Annotated in this window: 17 protein-coding genes and 2 tRNA genes; 6 read left to right on the forward strand and 13 right to left on the reverse strand. The window is 65.4% G+C overall.

The window, feature by feature from the left end:
* The coding region (locus tag AX725_RS21120; RefSeq protein ID WP_202185039.1) for a hypothetical protein at positions 1 to 303 on the forward strand (303 nt) is incomplete at its 5' end.
* A 16-nt stretch (positions 304 to 319) separates the two neighbouring features.
* On the opposite strand, the gene AX725_RS02900 is transcribed toward AX725_RS21120, so the two are convergent.
* Entirely contained in the window at positions 320 to 1,012 is a 693-nt protein-coding gene (locus tag AX725_RS02900; RefSeq protein WP_060979038.1) for a VIT1/CCC1 transporter family protein, read from the reverse strand.
* Positions 1,013 to 1,206: 194 nt separating this feature from the next.
* On the opposite strand from AX725_RS02900, the gene AX725_RS02905 reads away from it, so the two are divergent.
* Positions 1,207 to 2,361: an aminotransferase gene (locus AX725_RS02905; RefSeq protein ID WP_060979039.1), complete on the forward strand. Its 1,155-nt coding sequence runs from the start codon at positions 1,207 to 1,209 to the stop codon at positions 2,359 to 2,361.
* An 85-nt stretch (positions 2,362 to 2,446) separates the two neighbouring features.
* Here AX725_RS02905 and AX725_RS02910 read toward each other — a convergent pair whose 3' ends face one another.
* The 11 genes from AX725_RS02910 to AX725_RS02955 form a co-directional block, all read right to left on the reverse strand.
* Positions 2,447 to 3,130: a response regulator gene (locus tag AX725_RS02910; RefSeq protein ID WP_060979040.1), complete on the reverse strand. Its 684-nt coding sequence runs from the start codon at positions 3,128 to 3,130 to the stop codon at positions 2,447 to 2,449.
* Positions 3,123 to 5,771, reverse strand: coding sequence for a DUF4118 domain-containing protein (locus AX725_RS02915; RefSeq protein WP_066113972.1), 2,649 nt, complete (start codon positions 5,769 to 5,771; stop codon positions 3,123 to 3,125). Before AX725_RS02915 ends, AX725_RS02910 begins: the two co-directional genes overlap by 8 nt.
* A gap of 12 nt (positions 5,772 to 5,783) precedes the next feature.
* Complete coding sequence (kdpC, locus tag AX725_RS02920) at positions 5,784 to 6,341, reverse strand: potassium-transporting ATPase subunit KdpC (protein ID WP_060979042.1); 558 nt, start codon at positions 6,339 to 6,341, stop codon at positions 5,784 to 5,786.
* Positions 6,342 to 6,369: 28 nt separating this feature from the next.
* The gene (gene kdpA / locus AX725_RS02925; protein ID WP_060979043.1) at positions 6,370 to 8,028 is read right to left on the reverse strand and encodes a potassium-transporting ATPase subunit KdpA; all 1,659 of its coding nucleotides are present in this window, start codon (positions 8,026 to 8,028) and stop codon (positions 6,370 to 6,372) included.
* An 18-nt stretch (positions 8,029 to 8,046) separates the two neighbouring features.
* Positions 8,047 to 10,062, reverse strand: a complete 2,016-nt coding sequence (gene kdpB, locus AX725_RS02930) for a potassium-transporting ATPase subunit KdpB (RefSeq protein ID WP_060979044.1) — start codon at positions 10,060 to 10,062, stop codon at positions 8,047 to 8,049.
* Positions 10,062 to 10,151: a K(+)-transporting ATPase subunit F gene (gene kdpF, locus AX725_RS20320; protein ID WP_067513113.1), complete on the reverse strand. Its 90-nt coding sequence runs from the start codon at positions 10,149 to 10,151 to the stop codon at positions 10,062 to 10,064. Before kdpF ends, kdpB begins: the two co-directional genes overlap by 1 nt.
* 537 nt (positions 10,152 to 10,688) lie before the next feature.
* Positions 10,689 to 10,937: a hypothetical protein gene (locus AX725_RS02935; protein WP_155645705.1), complete on the reverse strand. Its 249-nt coding sequence runs from the start codon at positions 10,935 to 10,937 to the stop codon at positions 10,689 to 10,691.
* Positions 10,938 to 11,392: 455 nt separating this feature from the next.
* Positions 11,393 to 11,469 (reverse strand) — tRNA-Pro (locus AX725_RS02940).
* Between the two features lie 47 nt (positions 11,470 to 11,516).
* Positions 11,517 to 11,593, reverse strand: a tRNA-Ile gene (locus AX725_RS02945).
* Positions 11,594 to 11,691: 98 nt separating this feature from the next.
* Entirely contained in the window at positions 11,692 to 12,681 is a 990-nt protein-coding gene (locus AX725_RS02950) for a polysaccharide deacetylase family protein (RefSeq protein WP_060979046.1), read from the reverse strand.
* 75 nt (positions 12,682 to 12,756) lie between these two features.
* A complete protein-coding gene (locus tag AX725_RS02955; RefSeq protein ID WP_066113975.1) occupies positions 12,757 to 14,625 on the reverse strand; it encodes a sensor histidine kinase in 1,869 nt (622 codons plus the stop codon).
* A 296-nt stretch (positions 14,626 to 14,921) separates the two neighbouring features.
* Here AX725_RS02955 and AX725_RS02960 point away from each other — a divergent pair, with 296 nt between their 5' ends.
* The gene (locus AX725_RS02960) at positions 14,922 to 15,389 is read left to right on the forward strand and encodes an Lrp/AsnC family transcriptional regulator (protein WP_060979048.1); all 468 of its coding nucleotides are present in this window, start codon (positions 14,922 to 14,924) and stop codon (positions 15,387 to 15,389) included.
* Between the two features lie 77 nt (positions 15,390 to 15,466).
* On the opposite strand, the gene AX725_RS02965 is transcribed toward AX725_RS02960, so the two are convergent.
* Positions 15,467 to 16,807, reverse strand: a complete 1,341-nt coding sequence (locus AX725_RS02965; RefSeq protein WP_060979049.1) for a hypothetical protein — start codon at positions 16,805 to 16,807, stop codon at positions 15,467 to 15,469.
* A gap of 232 nt (positions 16,808 to 17,039) precedes the next feature.
* Between AX725_RS02965 and AX725_RS02970 the strand changes: the two genes are divergently transcribed.
* From AX725_RS02970 to gyrA, 3 genes are all read left to right on the forward strand, one after another.
* Positions 17,040 to 17,798: a YaaA family protein gene (locus tag AX725_RS02970; RefSeq protein WP_060979074.1), complete on the forward strand. Its 759-nt coding sequence runs from the start codon at positions 17,040 to 17,042 to the stop codon at positions 17,796 to 17,798.
* Positions 17,795 to 18,490 (forward strand): SDR family NAD(P)-dependent oxidoreductase, encoded by a 696-nt coding sequence (locus AX725_RS02975; protein WP_060979050.1) that lies wholly within the window; start codon positions 17,795 to 17,797, stop codon positions 18,488 to 18,490. Before AX725_RS02970 ends, AX725_RS02975 begins: the two co-directional genes overlap by 4 nt.
* A gap of 140 nt (positions 18,491 to 18,630) precedes the next feature.
* Positions 18,631 to 21,318 (forward strand): DNA gyrase subunit A, encoded by a 2,688-nt coding sequence (gyrA, locus tag AX725_RS02980; protein ID WP_060979051.1) that lies wholly within the window; start codon positions 18,631 to 18,633, stop codon positions 21,316 to 21,318.

A 21,318-nucleotide genomic window follows, 5' to 3' on the forward strand; every position in this document is an offset into this window, starting at 1 on the left:
CCTCCAGCCTGTTCATCGCCGCCAGCGTCGCTCCCGGCGTCGTCGCCTGATCCCCCACCGCTTCCCTCGCACCGAACTCGAAAGGACCTTCCCCATGAACATTCTCGCCACCGCTCTCGCTTCGATCTGCTCGGTCATCCTCATCGCCACCAGCGTCGGCCCTGGCATGATCGTCTGATCCACACCGCTTCAACCATCTTCGACACAGGAAACACCATCATGAACGTCATCGCCACCGCTCTCGCCGCCATCTCCTCGATCGTCTTCATCGCCGCCAGCATCGGCCCCGGCGTCATCGTCTGACCGAATTGAGGCCCTGTTAGACCGCAGCGCCGACCATCCTGCCAATCCCCGCCGTCAGCGCCATGGCCAGCGCCCCCCAGAAAACGACGCGGATCACGGGACGTGCCACCGGAGCACCCCCCGCCCGGGCGCTCACCGCCCCCAAGAGCGCGAGGAACAGGATCGATCCTGCCGCCTCGCCCACCACCATCGCCCCCATCGGCAGCAACGCCGCAAGCAGCAGCGGCAGCGCCGCGCCGACCGTGAAGGTCAGCGCCGAAGCGAGCGCCGCCTGGAGCGGCCTGGCAGCCGTCAGATCATTGATGTGCAGCTCGTCGCGCGCATGGCTGCCCAGCGCGTCATGCGCCATCATCTGCACCGCGACCCGATCCGCCGTCGCCGGATCGACCCCGCGCCCGACATAGATCGCGGCCAGCTCGGCGCGTTCGAACTCGGGATCGTCCGCCAGTTCCGCCCGCTCGCGCGCCAGATCCGCCGCCTCGGTATCCGACTGGCTGCTGACCGAGACATATTCGCCCGCCGCCATCGACATCGCGCCCGCCACCAGCCCTGCCGCGCCCGCGACCAGCAGCGCCTGCCGATCCGCCCCCGAAGCCGCGACGCCCAGAATCAGGCTGGCGGTCGAGACGATTCCGTCATTCGCCCCCAGCACCGCGGCGCGCAGCCAGCCGATCCGCGCGATCTGGTGGCTTTCGGCATGGACGGGCATTCCCGGCTTGGCTGTTCGTGGCACTGGCGATCCCTTATTTGCATCTGCTGGCCCAGTCTGACGCAAAGCAGCAAGCCGATCCAGAGGCGAGGCCCGGCCGCAACGATCGATTTCGGCGCCACGGCTCTGGACAGAGGCAGCCATCGGATGCCAAGCCATCGCCATCCCCCCTGCCCTGCCGAGCCGGAGATGCCATGAATCCCCTCTATCGCGACATGCCAACCACGATCTTCGAGGCCATGTCGATGCGTGCGCGCGAGACGGGCGCGATCAATCTGGGCCAGGGCTTTCCCGATGGTCCGATCAACGCGGCGGTGATCGCGGCGGCCTGCGATGCGATGCACCAGCGGTCCAACCAATATCCTCCGATGATCGGCCTGCCCGAATTGCGCGAAGCGGTGGCAGGCTGGTACGCGCGGCACCAGGCGCTCGATCTGACCGCAGAGGAAGTGGTCGTAACCTCGGGCGCGACCGAGGCGATCGCCGCCGCATTGCTCGCGCTGATCGTGCCGGGCGACGAGGTGCTGCTGTTCCAGCCGCTCTACGACGCCTATCTGCCGCTGGTGCAGCGTGCCGGCGGCACCGCGCGGATCGTCGACATGGACCGGACGAGCTGGCGCATCGACCCTGCCAGCCTCGCCCGCGCGATCGGCCCGCGCACGCGGCTCATCGTGTTCAACGATCCGATGAACCCGCTGGGCACCTGCGCGCATCCCGACGATCTGGCCTTGCTCGCGCAGGCGTGTGTGGAACATGACCTAATCGCGATCTGCGATGAGGTGTGGGAGGCGCTGGTCTATGACGGAGCGCAGCATCGGTCGCTGATGCAGCAGCCCGGCATGCGCGAGCGCACGGTGAAGATCGGCTCTGCGGGGAAGATCTTCGGACTGACCGGGTGGAAGCTGGGCTGGATGTGCGCCGCGCCGCCGATTGCACGCGTGCTGGCCAAGGCCCACCAGTTCCTCACCTTCACCAGCCCGCCGCACCTGCAATGGGCGGTAGCCGAAGGGTTGGACAGCCAGGACGCCTGGATCGCGATGGCGCGCGACGCGCACCAGGCCAGTCGTGACTTTTTCTGCGCCGGCCTGGCCGCCATCGGCCTTGCCACCATCCCATCGGCCGCGACCTATTTCGTGACCGTGGACCTGGCCGCATCGGAGGTGCCGATGGACGATGTCGCGTTCTGCGAGGCAATCATCGGACAGGCCGGCGTCGCCGCGATCCCGATCTCGGCCTTCTATGCCGAAAATGCCCCCAACCATCTGGTCCGCTTCTGCTTCGCCAAGCACCGTGCGACCCTGCAAGCGGCGCTGGATGGGCTTGGCCGGGCGCTGCCATCGCTGCGATAAGCCGCAGAAAGAGCGGTTGGCTGCCTGGGTGCCGCTGCCTCGCTCAGGAGAATGCTAGCGATCAACCTCTGCCCAAAGGCAGGGATCAGCCGACCGCCACGCGATAGCCTATGCCGGGTTCGTTGATGATCAGCTTCGGGTGCGCCGGGTCGAGTTCGAGCTTTCGGCGCAACGCCCGCACCGCAACGCGCAAATAATCGAGATCCTCGCGATGCGCCGGTCCCCAGACATCGGTCAGCAGCTTGTCATGCGTGAAGACGCGACCGGGATGGTCGCACAAGGCCCAGAGCAGGTTGAACTCGCGCGGGGTAAGATCGATCTGGCTACCGCGTATGGTGACGCGATGCGCGGACCGATCGATCATGCCTTCCTGAAACTGGCGGACAGCCGGATCGGCGACGGGGCCACTCTTCCGCCGAATGGCCGATCGGACGCGCGCGAGCAGTTCCTCTGTGTCGAAAGGCTTGGTGACGAAATCGTCGGCACCAAGGTCGAGCGCAGCGACCTTCTCCCCAGTCGCATCGCGCGCGGTGAGCACGATGACAGCCAGCCCATGGCCCGCAAGCTGGGGCACGATCTCCAGCCCATCGCGATCAGGCAGCCCCAGGTCCAGCAGCGCGACCAGCGGCGCAGGTTCGGCAATGGCGAGGCGAAGCGCCTCGCCGGCTGTGCCCGCCTCGACATGCGTGAGGCCGCTACGATCCAGCGCACCGGTCAAGAGGCGACGGATAGCGGCCTCATCGTCGATGATGAGCACATCGCTACGCATTCTGCTCATGGTCTTGTTCCGGTGCGGGCGCGGTCAGTGGCAGGCTTATCTCGAACACGGCCCCGCCGCCTTCCCGGTTCGACGCCGTGATGCTGCCCCTTACCGCCTCGATGAAGTTCTTGGCAATCCACAGACCGAGGCCCGATCCGCCCACGCGGTCGCTGCCCTCGAGGCGATGGAAGCGGTCGAACAGTCCGTCGCGATCGGCTGGCAGGCCGGGTCCACGGTCTGCCACTCGGCACAAGGCCGCATCGGGGCCGCAAAGCAGCTCGACATCGACGCGCGAACCGGCGGGCGAGAATTTGAGTGCATTGTCGATCAGGTTGATGAGCACGTGCCGCAGCAGCAGCGGGTCGCTCTGGATGATCGGGCAATCGGGATCGATGCTGGCCACCACGCGGCTGCCGGGCCGATCCTGCCTCAGATCGCGCAGCACGGCATGGATGATGTCGGTCAGGTCGAGGCTTTCCCATCTCGGTTCGATCGACCCGTCCTCGATCCGCGAGGCTTCGAGCAGATCGTTGAGAAACCGCTGCAACCGGCGCGTCTCGCTGCGCGCGATCCGCACTTCATCAGCATAGGCACCTTCGGCAGGAATGGCCTCGGTCGCGGCGATCACCGCCGTCAGCGGCGTGCGCAGGTCATGCGCGATGCTGCCGAGCAGCGCCCCGCGCAGCCGGTCGCGCTCGCGCAGACCCTCGACCTGCCGCGCTTCGGCCTCCAGCACCAGCCGCTCGTGCGCCAGCGCGGTCTGATCGACCAGCGACGCGAGCAACGTCGCATCGTCGGGGCGGATCACCCGCTCCTTCGACGAACGCGCCACGCCCAGCGCGCCCATGGTGCCCAATGCCGTCTTGAGCGGATGGAACTGCCAGTCTGCCGATGCAAGCGTGCCTGTGTCTCGCCCGGCAGCCTGTCCATGTTCCAGCGCCCAGCGCGCCGCCGTCTCGTCCACCATGTCGAGCTCGGCAAAGGTCGGGTTGCCGCGAACGACGACGTTTCCGTCTTCGAGCGAGACGATGACCGCTTCGACGTCGAGTAGCATACCGATTTCACGGCAGGCGACGTTTGCAGTCTCATCGCGGTCGGACAATGCGCCCATCAGGCCGGCAAAGCGGGCAAGCGAGGCGTTGAGCCGCGCGACCCCAGCGCTGATCTGGGCCTGCTGCCGGACCTTGCCGGCCAGAACGCCGATCACTGCGGCCACACCGGCGAGCACGATAAAGGTCACGACGTCCGAAGGGCTGCTGATCGAAAGCGTGTAGAGCGGCGGAATGAAGAAGAAATTATAGGCCAGCGCCGCCCAGAGCGCGGCCCACAAGGCAGCGCGCATCCGCAGGAACATGGCCGATACCGTGACCGGCACCAGCAGCAGCATGTCGATGGCCCCCGGCGCGATCCAGTCCTTGAGCAGAAACAGCAAACCCACCACCGCCCCGATGGAGACGAACGCGATGACATTGTCGCGCTGGTCATAGGGGTCATAGGGGCGGAGCGGTTTCTCGTCGGCCTCGTCGAGCGGGACGACATGCACCGGGATGGAGCGCGCGCGGCGGATGACGTCCTGCACGATCGACCCATGCCGCCATTCGAACCAGCGGCTGCGCCTGCTCTTGCCGATCACGATCTGGCTGGCGCGCAGGTCCTTGGCCTGATCGACCAGCGCCTGGCCGACATCCTGCGCCGCGATGGTCATCAGCGATGCACCTAGCGACGCCGCCAGCGCGAGATTGTCGGCGAGCTGCTCTCGCTGGCTACCGGATACCGCACGCGCGCCGGCACTCTCCACCACCACTGCGGTCCAGGGCGCGTGGAGCAGATCGGCAAGGCGCTTGGCATGGCGTACGACACGCGCGCCGCCACGCCCGGGACTGACCGCCACCAGCAGCCGTTCGCCGGAGACGAAATCGGCCCGCTCGCCGCTCAGTTCGAGCTGGCTGCTGAGCCGGCGATCGACGTTGTGCGCGGCAAAGCGCAGCGCCAGTTCGCGCAATGCGGCCAGCTTGTTGGGGGTGAAGAAATTGGCGAGCGCGCGGCCCGCCGTGTCAGGCAGATAGACCTTGCCCGCGCGTAGTCGCTCGATCAGCGCCTCGGGCGGCAGATCGATAACGATCAGTTCGGCGTCTTCCAGAAAGCTGTCGGGAATGGTCTCGCGCACCCGGACATGCGTGAACCCGGCAACGAGATCGTTCAGGCTCTCGATATGCTGGATGTTGACCGTCGAGGCGACGTCAATCCCCTCGGCGAGCAGTTCGGCGACATCCTGCCACCGCTTGGGGTGGCGGCTTCCTGGCGCATTGGTGTGCGCAAGTTCATCGACCAGGATCAGTCCGGGTCGCCGGGCCAGCGCGGCATCGAGATCGAATTCCTCCAGCCGGTGCCCCTGATGATCGACCGCGCGGCGCGGCAGGATCTCGAACGGGGCGAGCAGCGCTGCCGTCTCGCCTCGCCCGTGTGTTTCGGCGACCCCGACAACGACATCCTCGCCCTCTGCCCTGCGCCGCGCCGCTTCCTGCAGCATCCGGTAGGTCTTGCCGCCCCCCGGAGCTGCGCCGAGATAGACCGTCAATCGGCCGCGCTGTTCGGCCTTGGCGATTCTGAGGTACCGTTCGGCATCGTTGGAGGGAGAGCTGTCGGTCATCGTCGCTCCCGCTTAGCGCGCAAGCCGGTCGAGAGCCAGATTGAGCTCGAGCACATTGACGATCCGGTCGGGTGCGGCCGGGCCACCGGGAGCAAAGGCCATCCGGTCGATCAGCGTCTCGACATCGGCCACCGGCAGCGCGCGGGCAGCGGCGACGCGCCCCGCCTGATAGCGCGCGCCCGCGAGCGAGATATGCGGGTCGAGCCCGCCGCCCGATGCCGCCACCAGATCCGCCGGCAGCGGATTGTCGTCGGCGGCCGCGTAACGCGATACCGTCTCGGACGCGCGCTGCTTGAGCTTGTCGCTGGTCGGCGACAGGTTGCTGCCCGCCGCTCCCACCCCGTTATAATCGGCAGCAGACGGGCGCGGCCAGAAATAGCGCTCCTGCGCGAAATTCTGCGCGATCAGCGCGCTGCCCACCGGCTTGCCGTCGCGCATCAGGATCGAGCCTTCGGCCTGGAACGGTGCCACCGTCTGCGCGAAGCCGTACACCAGCGCCGAATAACCGAGCGCGCACACCAGAAGGCTCACGATCCAGAGCCGGAGCGAGGGGAGAAGATAGGTCGTCATGTCCTTATGTCCTTTGCTTTGGTCCGGTTCAGCGCATCAGCGTGACGTGTTCGGCAATCGGGCCCAGGGCAGCCGCCGGCAAGAAGGTGAGCGCGCCGAAGATCAGGATCGTGATCAGCAGCATGATGCCGAAGGTGCTGCTCTCGACGCTCAGCGTACCTGCGCTTTCCGCGCTGCGGCGCTTGCTCATCAGCGAACCGACGATCGCCAGCGGCACCAGGATGGGCAGGAAGCGCGCGATCAGCATCACGATACCCGTCGCCCAGTTCCACGGGCCAGTATTGTCGCCAAGCCCCTCGAAGCCCGAACCATTGTTCGCCGCCGACGAGCTGAACTCGTACAGGATCTCCGAAAATCCATGCGCGCCAACATTGGCGAGCGTGTCGGTGCCCCAGGGGGTAGCGGCGAACAGCGCCGTGCCGCCCAGGATCAGCAGCGGATGGCTGATCAGCGCCAGCACCGCGAGCCGCATCTCGCGCCCCTCGATCCGGTGGCCCAGATATTCGGGCGTGCGGCCGACCATCATGCCCGCGACGAACACCGCGACGACGATGTACAGGAACATGTTGATCATGCCGACGCCCACGCCGCCAAAGGTCTCGTTGAGCCACATGCCCGCCATGGGGACGAGGCCAGCAAGCGGGTTGAGGCTGTCGTGCATCGCGCCGACCGAGCCGTTGCTGGTGGAGGTGGTCAGCGCCGCCCAGAGCGGACCGGTGGTCGCCCCAAGCCGCAGTTCCTTGCCTTCAAGATTGCCGACATCCTGCACCACCGGCAGCTGGGCAAAGGCCTGGGTCGGCGTCGATTCAAACGCCATGACGGCGGTGATCTTGACCAGCAGCAAGGCTGCCATCACGCCGAAAATGACAACGGCGTGCTTGGTCCGTCCGATCATGCGACCAAACATCCAGACGCAAGCCATCGGAATGAGGATGAGCGACGCCATCTCGACCAGATTGGCCCAGAAGGTCGGATTCTCGAGCGGATGCGTCGAATTGGGGCCGAAAAAGCCGCCGCCATTGGTGCCGAGCTGCTTGATCGCGACGAATGCCGCCGCAGGGCCGCGCGCGATCGTCTGGACCGCGCCTTCGAGCGTCGTCACCTCGGCAGCACCGTTGAACGTCATCGGCACACCGGAAATCGCGAGAACAAGCGCAACGGCAATCGCCAACGGCAGCAGCACCCCGAACGAAGCGCGCTGCAGGTCGATGAAGAAATTGCCCATGCTCTTCTGGCCGCCAATCCCGCGCGCGAGCGCTGCCAGCGCGGCGATGCCGGTCGCTGCCGAAACGAACTGCAACCACATCAGCCCGGCAAGCTGGGCGAGATAGCTCCAGGTGCTCTCGCCCGAATAATGCTGGAGATTGGTGTTGGTGACGAACGAGGCCGTGGTGTTGAAGATGAGATGGATCGAGGCTGGTCCCTGGCCGTCCGGGTTGAGCGGCAGCAGGTGCTGGAGCGACAGCAGCGCGAACACGAACGCGAACATGACGGCGTTGAACGCCAGCAGCGCGATCGAATAGGCCTTCCCGTCCTGATCGGCCGAGGACCCGCCAAGCTTGGCGAAAGTGCCGTCCGCGCTGGCAAAGCGCCCCGAAAACAGCGCAGCCATATAGCGGCCGAGCGGCCAGGAGAGCAGTATCGAACCGCCGACGACGATGGCGACGGTAAGTAGGGATGCAAGCATGATGTTAGGTCCTCTCGCTCAGGCCAGGCCGAGGCCGGCGACGGCGATGTCGATGAGCTTGATGCCGATGAACGGCGCGATCACGCCGCCCAGGCCATAGATGCCCAGATTGCGCAGCAACTGCCTGGCGGCGGGCATCGGACGATAGGCGACGCCCTTGAGCGCCAGTGGCACGAGCAGCGGGATGATGATCGCGTTGAAGATGATCGCCGACAGGATCGCGCTCGACGGCGTTGCCAGTCCCATCACGTTGAGCACGCCCAGCGAGGGGTAGAGCACGACGAAGATGGCAGGCAGGATGGCGAAATATTTCGCCACGTCATTGGCGATCGAGAAGGTGGTGAGCGCCCCACGCGTCATCAGCAACTGCTTGCCGATGCCGACGATCTCGATCAGCTTGGTCGGATCGCTGTCGAGATCGACCATGTTGCCCGCTTCGCGCGCGGCCTGGGTGCCGGTGTTCATCGCGACGCCGACATCCGATTGCGCCAGCGCGGGCGCGTCATTGGTGCCATCGCCGCACATCGCGACCAGCTTGCCGCCCGCCTGTTCCTTGCGGATCAGCGCCAGCTTGTCTTCGGGAGTCGCCTCGGCGAGGAAATCGTCCACGCCGCTTTCGGCCGCGATCGACGCGGCGGTGAGCGGATTGTCGCCGGTGATCATGACCGTGCGGATGCCCATGCGGCGGAGTTCGGCAAAGCGCTCGCGAATCCCCGCCTTGACGATGTCCTTGAGGTGGATGACGCCGAGCAGCCGGTTGCCATCGGCGACGGCCAGCGGCGTGCCGCCCGACCGGGCAATGCCCTCGGAGGCTTGATGGAGCGCGGCAGCAGCGGTCGGATCAGCCTTGTCGCCCAGTCGCCGCAGCACGGCATCGACCGCACCCTTGATCAGCGCGCGTTCGCCGATCATCAGTCCGCTGACACGCGTCTGCGAGGTGAACGCGATCGGTTCAGCCCCTTCAGGCATCGCATCTCCGTCGCCGGCCAGAGCCACGATCGACCGGCCCTCGGGCGTCGTATCGGCAAGGCTCGAGAGGCGCGCAGCCGCGACCAGATCGGCCAGGGCCACGCCGGGCAGCGGCACGAACTCGCTGGCCTGACGGTCGCCGATGGTGATCGTCCCGGTCTTGTCGAGCAGCAGCGTGCTGATATCGCCCGCCGCCTCAACCGCGCGGCCCGACTTGGCGAGCACGTTGAAGCGGATCAGCCGGTCCATGCCCGCAATGCCGATCGCTGAAAGCAGCCCCGAAATCGTGGTGGGGATGAGCGCGACGAACAGCGCGATCAGCACGGGCACCGCAATCTCGCCCCCGGCATAAGCGGCAAAGGCAGGAAGGGTGCCGACGGCGATCAGGAAGATCAGTGTCAGGCCGGTGAGCAGAACCGTGAGCGCGATCTCGTTCGGCGTCTTCTGGCGGCTGGCGCCTTCGACGAGTGCGATCATGCGATCGAGAAACCCGCTGCCGGGTTCTGCCGTGACCTTCACGTCGATCTGGTCGGCAATGACCATGGTGCCGGCGGTTACAGCAGACCGATCGCCACCCGCTTCGCGAATGACCGGCGCACTTTCGCCGGTGATCGCCGCCTCGTTGACCGAGGCCACACCGGCCACGACCTCGCCATCGGCGGGAATCGGCTGCCCCTGGATAACCCGCACTACATCACCCGCGTGGAGCTGCGTGGCAGGGATTTCGGCAAGCTTGCCATCCTGCCCGATGCGGAAGGCAATGAGCTGGTCCTTGGTGGAGCGCAGCGACTGTGCCTGCGCCTTGCCACGCCCTTCGGCCAGCGCTTCGGCAAAGTTGCCGAACAGCACCGTGAGCCAGAGCCAGAAGACTAGCTGGCCCTCGAACAGCGGATCGCCGCTGCCCGTAGCCAGGTTGCGAACCATCACCACGGTGGCGACGGCAGCTACCACGGCGGTCGTGAACATCACCGGATTGCGGACCAGCGTGCGCGGGTCGAGCTTGACGAAGGAGTCGCGCAGGGCCGGAACGACGAGCTTGCGTTCGAAAAGGGACGCGCGCTCCATCAGAAGCGCTCCGGGGTCATCAGAACGACGACAAGATACACCAGCAGGCCGACGGCGACGACGCCGGCAAGCGCAAGATCGAAGGACATAGGAGCTCCTTGGTTGGCGGAGCGTCAGGTGCGCCTGAGACCCGTGAAAATGCGCGGTGCAAAAGCGGCGAGCGGCATGAAAAACGCATGAAAATCGCTTTCATCACTCGGCACCGAGCGCGGGTTTCACGAGGATTTCATGCCGCAAGGCGTTGAGGCACATGGATATTTTACGGCGTCATGCGTCATCCGGCGGCCGGCAAGATGCGTCTTGCCCTGACGAGAATTGTCCCGCCAGACTCGTCGAAACTCGCACCCCGGGGCCGACAAGAATGGCGGTCCCGGGGTGCCTTTTGATCGATGCTCCTTGATCTGCGTCCTGCATTTGCTGGTGATGTTCAGCTGCCGGATCAGAACGTTGTGCGCGAGGACGGGTCCCGAAACCGCTCAATCCATAAAGATGCCATGTGGGTTTTTATGCCATCAGCCGCTTACGCTCGACGCAGCGCATCACGGGGCGCATCGCTGCCCAGACACGGTGATGGGTGCGGCGCAGGTATGCGATGCACGGCGACGTGTTCGTTGAAGACGTTACGATCAGCGTCCCCTCGCTTCGGCGAGCGCGGCCTCGACCAGCTCGAGCCGCTCGCGCGCGGGCGCGGTGCTGGTGATCATGAACAGGAAGCCGATGACGCTGAAGCACAGGCTCGCATCGCGCGAGAGGTGCGATTGGTTCTCCTGCATTAGCAGTATGACCGGCGGCCGCTGGGCAGGATCGACGAGGGTATCGATATGGGGCGCGGCCGCCGGACAGGCGTCCGCGCAGACATTCTGCAATTGATGCACGGTGAAAAGCTCCGACAGGGCCGGAGCCAAGCGCATAGGATAGAGTTACACCCCGGCGGGTCCGACAAATCGGTTCAGATTGTCAGGAGCACTGCCGGTTGGCCGCGCAGCGGCGGCCTGAGATCGAAATAGGGTTGCAGGACCGGCGCAATAGGCTGCGCGAAACCGGTCGCCAGAATGAGCACCAAGGGATCGGCGCGCAGATCGGGTTGCGCCCCGCCTAGCGAAGCCATCGACAACACCGAGAAGGCGCAATGACCTTTGCCTTAGACATGATCGCCCGAGGACCCGTCCGAATCGTCCTTCATCGGAATGACGATCTGCTTTGCTGCCTCGTCGCTGGTTGGCCACACATGGGCAAGCCGGACGCACGCTCGCACGACTGTATATTTTTCTGTATATTCAAAACACAAGCCATCCGACCAAGTATCTGTCTCAAAACAGAAAATAAAAATTGGTCGGGGAGACAGGATTCGAACCTGCGACCCTCTGCTCCCAAAGCAGATGCGCTACCAGGCTGCGCTACTCCCCGATCCGGCCAGTTCTGGTCGGCTCCTGGCGGTGTCTTTCCGGACGGACTGGTGGGCCCGGAGGGACTCGAACCCCCGACCTAGCCGTTATGAGCGGCCAGCTCTAACCAACTGAGCTACAGGCCCGTCCCGGCTGTGCCAGAGGCGCGGTTAGCCCAGCGCGGGGCTGGATGGCAAGCGCGAAAAGCCTCGGCATGGGTTTTAGCGCACAACGCGCACCGGCATCATCTCAGGATATTGGCGTCGATATCCGCAATGCTGGTCGGCTTCACCCCGCGCTGCGCGAGATAGGACAGCACGTGATGCCACCAGTCGTAGAACGCGGTCACATCCTCGTCCTTGCGGACATAGGGCGTATAGCCCGGCTTGAGCGACGGTGAATGGAACGAGAAATTGAGCACCGGCAGCCCATCGTCGAGCGCAATGTCGATACCGCGCACCACCTCGTCGATCGAGATGCCCTCGGGCGTCAGCGAGATCCGCTCGAGCAGCCGCCCACGTGCCATCAGCGATTTCGTGACACCTGCCATCTGGGCCAGCGGGAACAGCGTTCCCTGACGGCGCAACAGGCCCCAATAGACCGAGGTTACCGGCAGCTCGACAATACCCAGCTTGCGGTCAAGCCAATAGGGCTCGAGCGGATATTGCGAGAAATCGGGTCCTTCCGCCTTGCTGTAATCGAAATTGGCGCGCACCGAGGTGTCGTAGAGCACCCCCGCCTCGCGCAGCAGGTTGAGCGTTTCGCCGCCAATGCCATAGCGACCGGCGCGATAGGCAATCGGCTGCTTGCCGGTCACCTCGGCAATCGCATCGCGCAGCTTGAAAAACTTGGCGCGCTCGAGCTCCTTGGGCAGGTTGCCAGCATAAGTGTTGCGCTGGTTGACCTCTTCCTCGAATGGCGGATTGACCCAGGGGTGCAGCTGGATGCCGACCTCGGCCCGCCCTTCGCGCACCAGAGCGCCATAAATCTCGCGCCCGCGCGGGTCCGAAATCACCGGCCAGTCGACGAGATACAAGGGCGTTACGCCATAATCCTCGCACAGTTTCTGGAAATCGGTGATCGCCTCGACCGCTTCGAGCGAATAGCCCTCGCGCTCGATCGGCCGGGTCCAGTCAAACTCTTCCTCGACATCGACCGTCACCAGATAACGCTGGCCGAATTCGGGCGAAAAGCGAACAAAGTCATCCTTGCCCGGCAATCTTGCAAAGGTCATGCGCTCATGTCTCGCAGCGTCGCAAATGATCGGCCTGGCCCCCCCCGGTCGCCACTCCGTGCTCGCTCCTCCCGCCTAGGATCGTGCGGCTTCTGCGCTAATCCCCGCCTCGGGCAAGGTCAAGCGCAGAGCTTCGTCCTCGATCGCGAGCGCGCCGCCATGGCTGGCGAGCAGGTTGCGCACCAGCCTGAGACAGAAGCCCAGGCCAAGCAGCGGACCGCCGTCGCGCGGCCCGGCATCGGTGCGGTCGACATCGAACAGCGCCGCTTCATCGAGCCCGGCGAGCGTTTTCGGGCGGCTGAACAGGATGTCGACGGTCGAGCTGTGATCGACGAACTGCACGTGCAGGGTCTCGCCCGCCTCGCAGCTGCCGATCAGCGCACCGGCTAGGCGCGGAACGATGCGGTCGAGCGCCTGGGCCGACATGGCAATCACCGAAGCCTGCGGAACCGGACCCAGAACCAGCGATGCCCCCGCATAGTCGAGCAGTGGCTGCACCCGAGCAGACAGGCGTTCGGCGAGCTCACTCAGCGCGACATGGCCATCGGGATCGTCGATCGCGTTGCGGTCGAGCCTGAGCGCGGTGTCCAGATCGTCAAAGCCGTTCAGCAATTGCCGCGCGTCCTGGCGGATGCGCTGCGCCATCTCGCGATATTCGCTGAGCACGGGGCCGAACAGCTGCTGCTCGATAATCTCGGAAAAGCCCATGATCGCATTGAGTGGTGTGCGCAGTTCATGCACGATCTGGCGCAGGCCATCGCGCCCGGTCAGCCCCGATGCTGCCGCATCCGGCCCCGCACTTTCCCAGGGCATCGGGCGCCGCAGCGTTCCGCTATAGCCGGTGAAACGGCCGGTCGCGCGGTCGAAGCACGGATCGGCATCGACGCGCCATTCGCCCGCCAGCGACGCGGCACTGCCCAGATCGGCCCGCCCCCCGCGGATCGGCATGCGACGACTGAACGCCGTCGCGACCGAGGCATCGACGCCGCGAAAGCCGCTCAGCGCCGGCTGAGCGAGCGAAAGCCCGTGCACCATGCCAAGCAGCATGCCGCGCGTGCTGCTGATGCTGCCGTCGATGCCGGTGGCGAACTGGAAATGCTGATGCCCCTCGGGCAGGGCGCTAGCCGTCTCGACCGGTTCGGCGGCAGGGCTTTCCGGCGTGCCGAGCGTCTGTTCGAGCTGCTGCCAGCCATCGCGGCTGGGGGGCTCCTGCTCCATCGCCTGACGGATGCGGACCTCCTGCAGCGCCTCGATCCGCTTGACGATTTCGCCGATGCTCTGCGGACTGGCGGCGACCGGTGCGGGTTCGGGTTCGACCACCGGTTCGGGATCGACAATCGGCAAAGCGGCAGGCTCGGGCGCGGCAACCGGCTCGGCCGCGGCCTCGGGTTCGAGGATCGTTTCGGTGTCGACCGGTGGCGGCGCGGCAGGTTCGGCTTCGGGGGCCTGGGCCACCGGGTCGTGCTCGGTGGGTGCCGCAGTTTCGGCCGCCACCTGAACCTCTGCGGCGGGAAGCGCGGTATCGTAGAGCCCCAGCTGGTCGAGCAGGGCCTGCGTGCGCGGGCCGATATCGCGGCGATGGCGCAGGAAACCGCGCGCGCGCGTGGGGAGCGCGGGGACGAGCGTCGCCCAGCTTTCGTCGTCCAGCCGTGCGGCGCGGATCGCCGCGCTGGCGATTTCGGGACGCTCCGATGCGAGATACTGCACCAGCACCGGCGACACCAGCCGCCCGGAAAGGCACTGCACGGTCAGCAGCCGATCGGCATCGCTCACACTGGTGCGCAGTTCGTGGATCCGCGCCAGCGCAGGCGCGTGGCGCGCGTCGAGATCATTGCCGCCGATTTGCCCGAGCAGGTCCACCAGCTGGCGATATTGCGCCACTGCCGCTCCGCCAGTGGGGACGCTACCGGCCAGGACGGTGGAAAGGCGGTCGTCGTAGCGCATCGGCTTGGGCAAGGTCCTTGGAACAGCACGATTTGTTGGATCGGCGGGCCGTGTTCGTTACACGCAGCCGACCGATCGGCACAAGGGATAGCTCCGTCGGCTCGCCTGCGAAAGGGCGCTTTTTATCGCGTCGCAATGTGGGACAATTGCGTTACCGAATAATTATATTATAGGTAGGTGGCGTGATGTTGCGGATTATTTCTGCTTCACGCCCAAATACCGCAGCTTGCACGCGGCCGACGATGGCAACCCACCGTCGGCACCGGCGGTTGCCTAGCAAAGCCAGGGGAAAAATCGTGTCAAGTCTGGACCATATCGACCGGCAGCTGCTGACCCGGCTCCAGGATGAGGGGCGGATCACCAATGTCGAGCTCGCGAGCCGCGTCGGGCTGACCGCGCCGCCCTGTCTGCGCCGCGTGCGGGCGCTGGAGGAAGCCGGCATCATTCGCGGCTATCATGCCGATATCGACCCGCAGAAACTGGGCTTTGCGATCACCGTGTTCGCGATGGTCAGCCTGAAGAGCCAGGCGGAGAGCGATCTCAAGGCCTTCGAGGAGCATGTCAGCACCCTGCCCCAGGTGCGCGAATGCCATATGCTCAACGGCGAGATCGACTTCATCCTCAAGATCGTGGCGCGCGACCTGCAGGAATTCCAGGCGTTCTTGACGTCGAAGCTGACACCCGCAGCCAATGTCGCCAGCGTCAAGACATCGCTGACCATCCGCACCAGCAAGCAGCAGCCGGGCGTGCCGCTCGAGGAATGATCGCCTTTGCCGGACGCGAAAAAGGCAGGCCGGGCGGATTGCCTGGCCTGCCTTTTTGCTGATCGGCTTGCGCGTGATCAGGCGGCGGGAGCAGTCGCGCCAGCGCCTGCCTTCTGGTCGATGTACAGCGTCCACAGCTTGGCGAGCGGAGCGCGCACGCCGGTGACGCCAGCCAGCGTCTGACGCGCGGGTTCGTACTTGCCCTGCGCCACCTGCGCGATCGCCTGGACCATCAGCGCGCGTTCCTTGTCGGTCGCGCCCTTGGTCACGGCGATGCCCGCCAGCTCTTCGGCCTCGGCATATTGCTTGTTCGCAAGCAGCGCGTCCGCGGTTGCCAGCGTGACGGTGGCGGTCGCCTTGCCACGCGAATCGCGCACGGACTCAGGGAGCGTCGCGACATATTCGCCGCGCGCGCCACTGGCGGTAGCCAGCGCATCCTTGAAATAGGCATTGCCGTCGGTGATGATGCCCGCGGCCTTGCCTTCCTCGATCAGCGCGATGACTTCGGTCGGACGACGCGCGGCGCCGGCGGCTTCGATATATTCCTGATAATCGCTGGCGCTGGTCATGCCGCCCGCCATGCGCAGCAGGCGCATCGCATCGAGATTCTGCTCGCTGGTGAAGTTGCGGTTATCGGCCTGCACGGCCTGCACCACCTCGTGCCACGCACCCTTGCCCGCGTCGGCGCGGAGCAGCAGGTTGGCAAAGACGCTGCTGTCGGTCTTGGTCGCCCGCGCGATCTGGAAGCCGCGCTTGGCCCAGCTTGCCGAATATTGCTTGGTACCGGCAAGGTCCGCTTCCACCGCGCGCTGCAGATACGGCAGGCCTGCGGCAGCGATCGGCGCGTTGGTCGCATCGATGCTGCGGCCGCCCGACTTGGCGATCGCCTCGCCGAAATGCGCTTCGGCCAGCTGGAACAGGTTCACCGGACCATTCTGACCCGCCTCGACCGCAGCCGTCAGATACTGGCGGGCGCGCGCGAAATCGTTCTTCAGCAGCGCCTTTTCGCCGATGAAGCTGTTGAAGGTCTTCTTCTCGGCGTCGGTCGACTTGCCGCTCGCCAGCGCCTGTTCGATGCCCTTCATCTGCATCGCCTCGTCATTCTTCTTGAGGCCGATCTGCAGCGTCAGCTTGCCGGTCAGATATTTCTCGTCGGCGCTCGCGGCGACCGCGGCGGCTTCGTTCAGCTTGGCTTCTGCCGTGACGAAATCGCTGGCGCCAAAGGCGGTCTGGGCAGCCGAGAAGGCGTTGCGGAACTCGGCGCTCAGTTCCATCTGCGGCGCTTCATCCTTGCCTTTCTTGCCCTTCTTTTCGGCGCGCTGGGCAAAGGCTCCATCGACCGGCAGCGCCAGCGAAACCGCGGTGGTTCCGGCCAGCGCCAGCATCAGGGCCATGTTGAAACGGGAAATGCGACGCATGTTATCCTCCGAACTAAAACACGGCAAAGCCTGAGCTGCCGATCACCTGTCAGCCTTTGGCGGCTGGTTGATGAAGCCGTCCTTAATGGCTCTGGCTGGAACGGACAACGACCTTTGCGGTTCCGGTCCAAAAAGCCGATGGCGGCGGTGACAAGCGGGCGCAAGCCCTGCTCGTCCGACTATGTTCGATGGCCTTTGCATCGGTTCGTCGCTCGTCTATGCGCTGGCCATCATGATCATCCTGCTTTCCCCCGCCAAATCGCTGGATTTCGATTCGCCCGCCCCTGCCATCAGCCCGAGCGAGCCCCGCTTCGAGCCGGAGACCGAACGGCTGGTGAAATCCGCCGCGCGGCTGAGCAAGGCGAAGATGAAGCAGATCATGCCGGTGTCCGATGCGCTGATCGATCTCAACTATGCGCGCTATCGCGGTTTTTACGACCAGCCCGAGCGGCCTGCAGCCTTCGCGTTCAACGGCGATGTCTATACCGGGCTGGAGGCCAAGACGCTCGAAGAGCCCGCGCTCGACTTTGCGCAAACCCATGTGCGCATCCTGTCGGGCCTGTATGGCCTGCTGCGACCATTCGACAGCATCCGCCCCTATCGTCTTGAAATGGGGACGCGCTGGGCACCGCGACACAATTCGCTGGTCGCCTTCTGGGGTGACCGGATTGCCGCCGCGATCGCCGAGGACCTGAGCGCGAGCGGCGGCGACACCGTGATCAACCTTGCCAGCCAGGAATATTTCGCTGCTGCCGGCAAGGGGCTGGCCAAGCGCGGCATCCGCGTCATCACCGCCGATTTCCGCCAGCAGGGGCCCAAGGGGCCGCGTTTCGTCAGCTTCGATGCCAAGCGCGCACGCGGCATGGCGGCGCGTTTCCTGTGCGAGAACCGGCATGCCGAGCCGGAGGCGCTCAAGGGCTTCGACAGCGACGGCTATCGCTTCGATGCCGAGGCGAGCGACAACGACATCTGGCGCTTCGTGCGCGCATGAGCCGCACCACGGTCATCATCGGCGCGTCGGGCGGCATCGGCGCGGCCTTCGTCCGGCAGGCTGGGGCGCGCGGCGATACGGTGATCGCGCTTGCCCGCAGCCTTTCCGGCGAAGGTCATATCGATCTCGAGGACGAGGCGAGCATCGCTGCGGCGGCAGCGCGTCTTGCTGACCGGGGCCTAGCCCCCGACCGGGTGATCGTCGCCACAGGCCTGCTTCACGCAGACGGACGCGGGCCGGAAAAGAGCATGAAGGATCTCGATGCGGCCTGGATGGCGCGCAACTTTGCGGTCAACACCATCGGCCCGGCGCTCGTCGCCAAGCATTTCGTGCCGCTGATGCCGCGCAAGGCCCCTGCCATGTTCGCCGCGATCGGCGCGCGCGTCGGCAGCATCTCGGACAATCGGCTGGGCGGCTGGTACGGCTATCGCGCGGCCAAGGCGGCGCTGCACATGACGATCCGCAACATCGCGATCGAATGGGGGCGTCGCAACGACCAGTCGATCGCGGTCGCCCTGCACCCCGGAACGGTCGACACCGCCTTGAGCAAGCCCTTCCAGGCCAATGTCGCAGACGGCAAGCTGTTCGATGCGGACCGCAGCGCGGGCATGATGCTGGACGTGCTCGACGGGCTTTCTGCGGCCGATTCGGGCGGTATCTTCGCCTTTGACGGCAGCGCCATTCAGCCCTGACTTTGGCGCGCTGCCAAGCGCCTGTTTTTCCTGTTGAAAAATACCCGTAAAACGCCCGCAAAAGCTGGCTTTTCCGCACTCTGTCGCCTAGAGCCGATGCTGACGCGAAAGCGTCACAAAAGGCATAAAAGGCGCATGGAATGAACGATACCACCGCAACCGCGGAACCCAATGAAATCGAACGCATCGACATCGTCGACGAGATGCGGTCGAGCTATCTCGACTATGCCATGTCGGTCATCGTCAGCCGCGCCCTGCCCGATGTCCGCGACGGGCTGAAGCCCGTCCACCGCCGCATTCTCTTCGCCAGCCAGGAAGGCGGCTTCGTCGCTGGCCGACCCTATCGCAAGTCCGCCAAGATCGTCGGCGACGTCATGGGTAACTATCACCCGCATGGCGACAGCGCGATCTACGACGCCCTGGCGCGCATGACCCAGGACTGGTCGATGCGCGTGCCGCTGATCGACGGCCAGGGCAATTTCGGATCGATGGACCCGGATCCGCCAGCCTCGATGCGTTACACCGAGGCACGCCTCGCCAAGGTCGCCAACAGCCTGCTCGACGATCTCGACAAGGACACCGTCGACTTCACGCCCAACTATGATGGTTCGCGCGACGAGCCGCAGGTGCTTCCCGCGCGCTTCCCCAACCTGCTCGTCAACGGCGCTGGCGGCATCGCGGTCGGCATGGCGACCAACATTCCGCCGCACAACCTCGGCGAAGTGATCGACGCGTGCCTCGCGTGGATCGACAATCCGATGATAGAGCTGGAAGATCTGATGAAGATCGTGCCCGGCCCCGACTTCCCCACCGCGCCGCTGATCCTGGGCCAGGCAGGCGTGCGCAACGCCTATTCGACCGGTCGCGGGTCGATCATCATGCGCGCACGGCACAAGATCGAGGAAGGCCGAAACGACCGCCGCTCGATCGTGCTGACCTCGATCCCGTTCCAGCTCGGCAAGAACAGCCTGGTCGAAAAGCTCGCCGAAGCCGCCAAGGACAAGCGGATCGAGGGCGTCAGCGACATTCGCGATGAATCGAACCGCGAAGGCGTACGCGTTGTCATCGACCTCAAGCGCGACGCAACGCCCGAAGTCGTGCTCAATCAGATCTGGCGGCACAGCCCGGCCCAGTCGAGCTTCCCGGCGAACATGCTCGCGATCCGCGGCGGCCGCCCCGAGGTGCTGCCGCTCAAGGAGATCATCGAGGCGTTCGTCCGCTTCCGCGAGCAGGTGATCACCCGCCGCACCAAGTTCGAACTCGCCAAGGCGCGCGACCGTGCGCATATCCTGCTCGGCCTCGTGGTCGCAGTGACCAATATGGACGAGGTGGTGCGGATCATCCGCTCGTCCGCCTCGCCCGCCGAAGCCCGCGCGGCGCTGATCGCACGGCAATGGCCGATCGAGGAAATCGCCCCCTATATCCGGCTGGTCGAGGCGATCGAGGCGGAGATCGAAGGCGATACCTACACGCTCAGCGACATTCAGGTCCGCGCGATCCTCGACCTGCGCCTGCACAGGCTGACCGCGCTGGGCCGCGACGAGATCGGCAACGAGCTGAAGGCGCTTGCCGCGAGCATCGAGGAATATCTGGCTATCTTGGGTGACCGAGCCAAGCTTTACCAGGTGCTGCGCGACGAGCTGATCGCGGTGAAGAGCGAGTTCGCCACGCCGCGCCTGTCAGAGATCGCGCCGGCGGCCGACGGCATCGACGACGAGGACCTGATCGAACGCGAGGAGATGGTCGTCACCGTCACGCTGCAGGGCTATATCAAGCGCACCCCGCTCGATGCCTTCCGCGCCCAGGGCCGCGGCGGCAAGGGCCGGTCCGGCATGGCGACCAAGGACGAGGATGCCGTCACCAGCATGTTCGTCACCTCGACGCACACGCCGGTGCTGTTCTTCTCCACGCACGGCAAGGTCTATCGCCAGAAGGTGTGGCGCCTGCCCGAGGGCGGTCCGGCGACACGCGGACGGCCGATGGTCAACCTGCTACCGCTGGCGCAGGGCGAGACCATCCAGACCGTGCTGCCGCTGCCCGAGGACGAGAATACCTGGGCCGATCTGCACGTGATGTTCGCTACCGCCAACGGCACTGTGCGCCGCAACTCGATGGATGCGTTCACCAACATCCCCTCGAACGGCAAGATCGCGATGCGCTTCGACGAGGGATCGGACGACCGGCTGATCGGCGTCGCGCTGCTCACCGAGGGCGACGACGTGCTGCTCGCCACGCGCCAGGGCAAGGCGATCCGCTTTGCCGCGACCGATGTGCGCGAGTTCCAGAGCCGCACCTCTACCGGGGTGCGCGGCATGAGCTTGCGCGAAGGCGACGAGGTGATCTCGCTGTCGATTCTGGGCGGCTTCGATGCCACCACCGAGGAACGCGACGAATATCTGCGCGCCGCGCCCTGGAAGGGCAACGAGGCGCAGCCGACGCTCTCGCCCGAGCGGATGGCGCAGTTCGCCGAGGCAGAACAGTTCATCCTCACGGTCTGCGCCAATGGCTATGGCAAGCTGTCCTCCGCCTATGAATATCGCCGCACCGGACGCGGTGGCCAGGGCATCACCAATATCGACAATATCGATCGCAACGGCCCGGTGCTGGCGAGCTTCCCGGCGCACCAGTCGGACCAGCTGATGCTCGTCACCGATCAGGCCAAGCTCATCCGATTGAGCCTCTCGACCATGCGCGTGATCGGCCGCAACTCTGCCGGCGTGCGGCTGTTCAACGTGGCCGATAACGAGCATGTGGTCAGCGCCGCGCGCATCGCCGAAGAAGAGAATGGCGACGAGGCGGCAGAAAATCCCGAGCCCGCGAGCGAATAA

The organism is Blastomonas sp. CCH9-A1 (assembly GCF_001557175.1).
In the GTDB taxonomy this organism is placed as follows: Bacteria; Pseudomonadota; Alphaproteobacteria; order Sphingomonadales; family Sphingomonadaceae; genus Blastomonas; species Blastomonas delafieldii_A.

Bases quoted from the DNA above. Each gene is read 5' to 3' on its own strand.
- AX725_RS02900 (WP_060979038.1), bottom strand. From the start codon at position 1,012: ATGCCCGTCCATGCCGAAAGCCACCAGATCGCGCGGATCGGCTGGCTG.
- AX725_RS02905 (WP_060979039.1), top strand. From the start codon at position 1,207: ATGAATCCCCTCTATCGCGACATGCCAACCACGATCTTCGAGGCCATG.
- AX725_RS02910 (WP_060979040.1), bottom strand. From the start codon at position 3,130: ATGCGTAGCGATGTGCTCATCATCGACGATGAGGCCGCTATCCGTCGC.
- AX725_RS02915 (WP_066113972.1), bottom strand. From the start codon at position 5,771: ATGACCGACAGCTCTCCCTCCAACGATGCCGAACGGTACCTCAGAATC.
- kdpC (WP_060979042.1), bottom strand. From the start codon at position 6,341: ATGACGACCTATCTTCTCCCCTCGCTCCGGCTCTGGATCGTGAGCCTT.
- kdpA (WP_060979043.1), bottom strand. From the start codon at position 8,028: ATGCTTGCATCCCTACTTACCGTCGCCATCGTCGTCGGCGGTTCGATA.
- kdpB (WP_060979044.1), bottom strand. From the start codon at position 10,062: ATGGAGCGCGCGTCCCTTTTCGAACGCAAGCTCGTCGTTCCGGCCCTG.
- kdpF (WP_067513113.1), bottom strand. From the start codon at position 10,151: ATGTCCTTCGATCTTGCGCTTGCCGGCGTCGTCGCCGTCGGCCTGCTG.
- AX725_RS02950 (WP_060979046.1), bottom strand. From the start codon at position 12,681: ATGACCTTTGCAAGATTGCCGGGCAAGGATGACTTTGTTCGCTTTTCG.
- AX725_RS02955 (WP_066113975.1), bottom strand. From the start codon at position 14,625: ATGCGCTACGACGACCGCCTTTCCACCGTCCTGGCCGGTAGCGTCCCC.
- AX725_RS02965 (WP_060979049.1), bottom strand. From the start codon at position 16,807: ATGCGTCGCATTTCCCGTTTCAACATGGCCCTGATGCTGGCGCTGGCC.
- AX725_RS02970 (WP_060979074.1), top strand. From the start codon at position 17,040: ATGATCATCCTGCTTTCCCCCGCCAAATCGCTGGATTTCGATTCGCCC.
- AX725_RS02975 (WP_060979050.1), top strand. From the start codon at position 17,795: ATGAGCCGCACCACGGTCATCATCGGCGCGTCGGGCGGCATCGGCGCG.
- gyrA (WP_060979051.1), top strand. From the start codon at position 18,631: ATGAACGATACCACCGCAACCGCGGAACCCAATGAAATCGAACGCATC.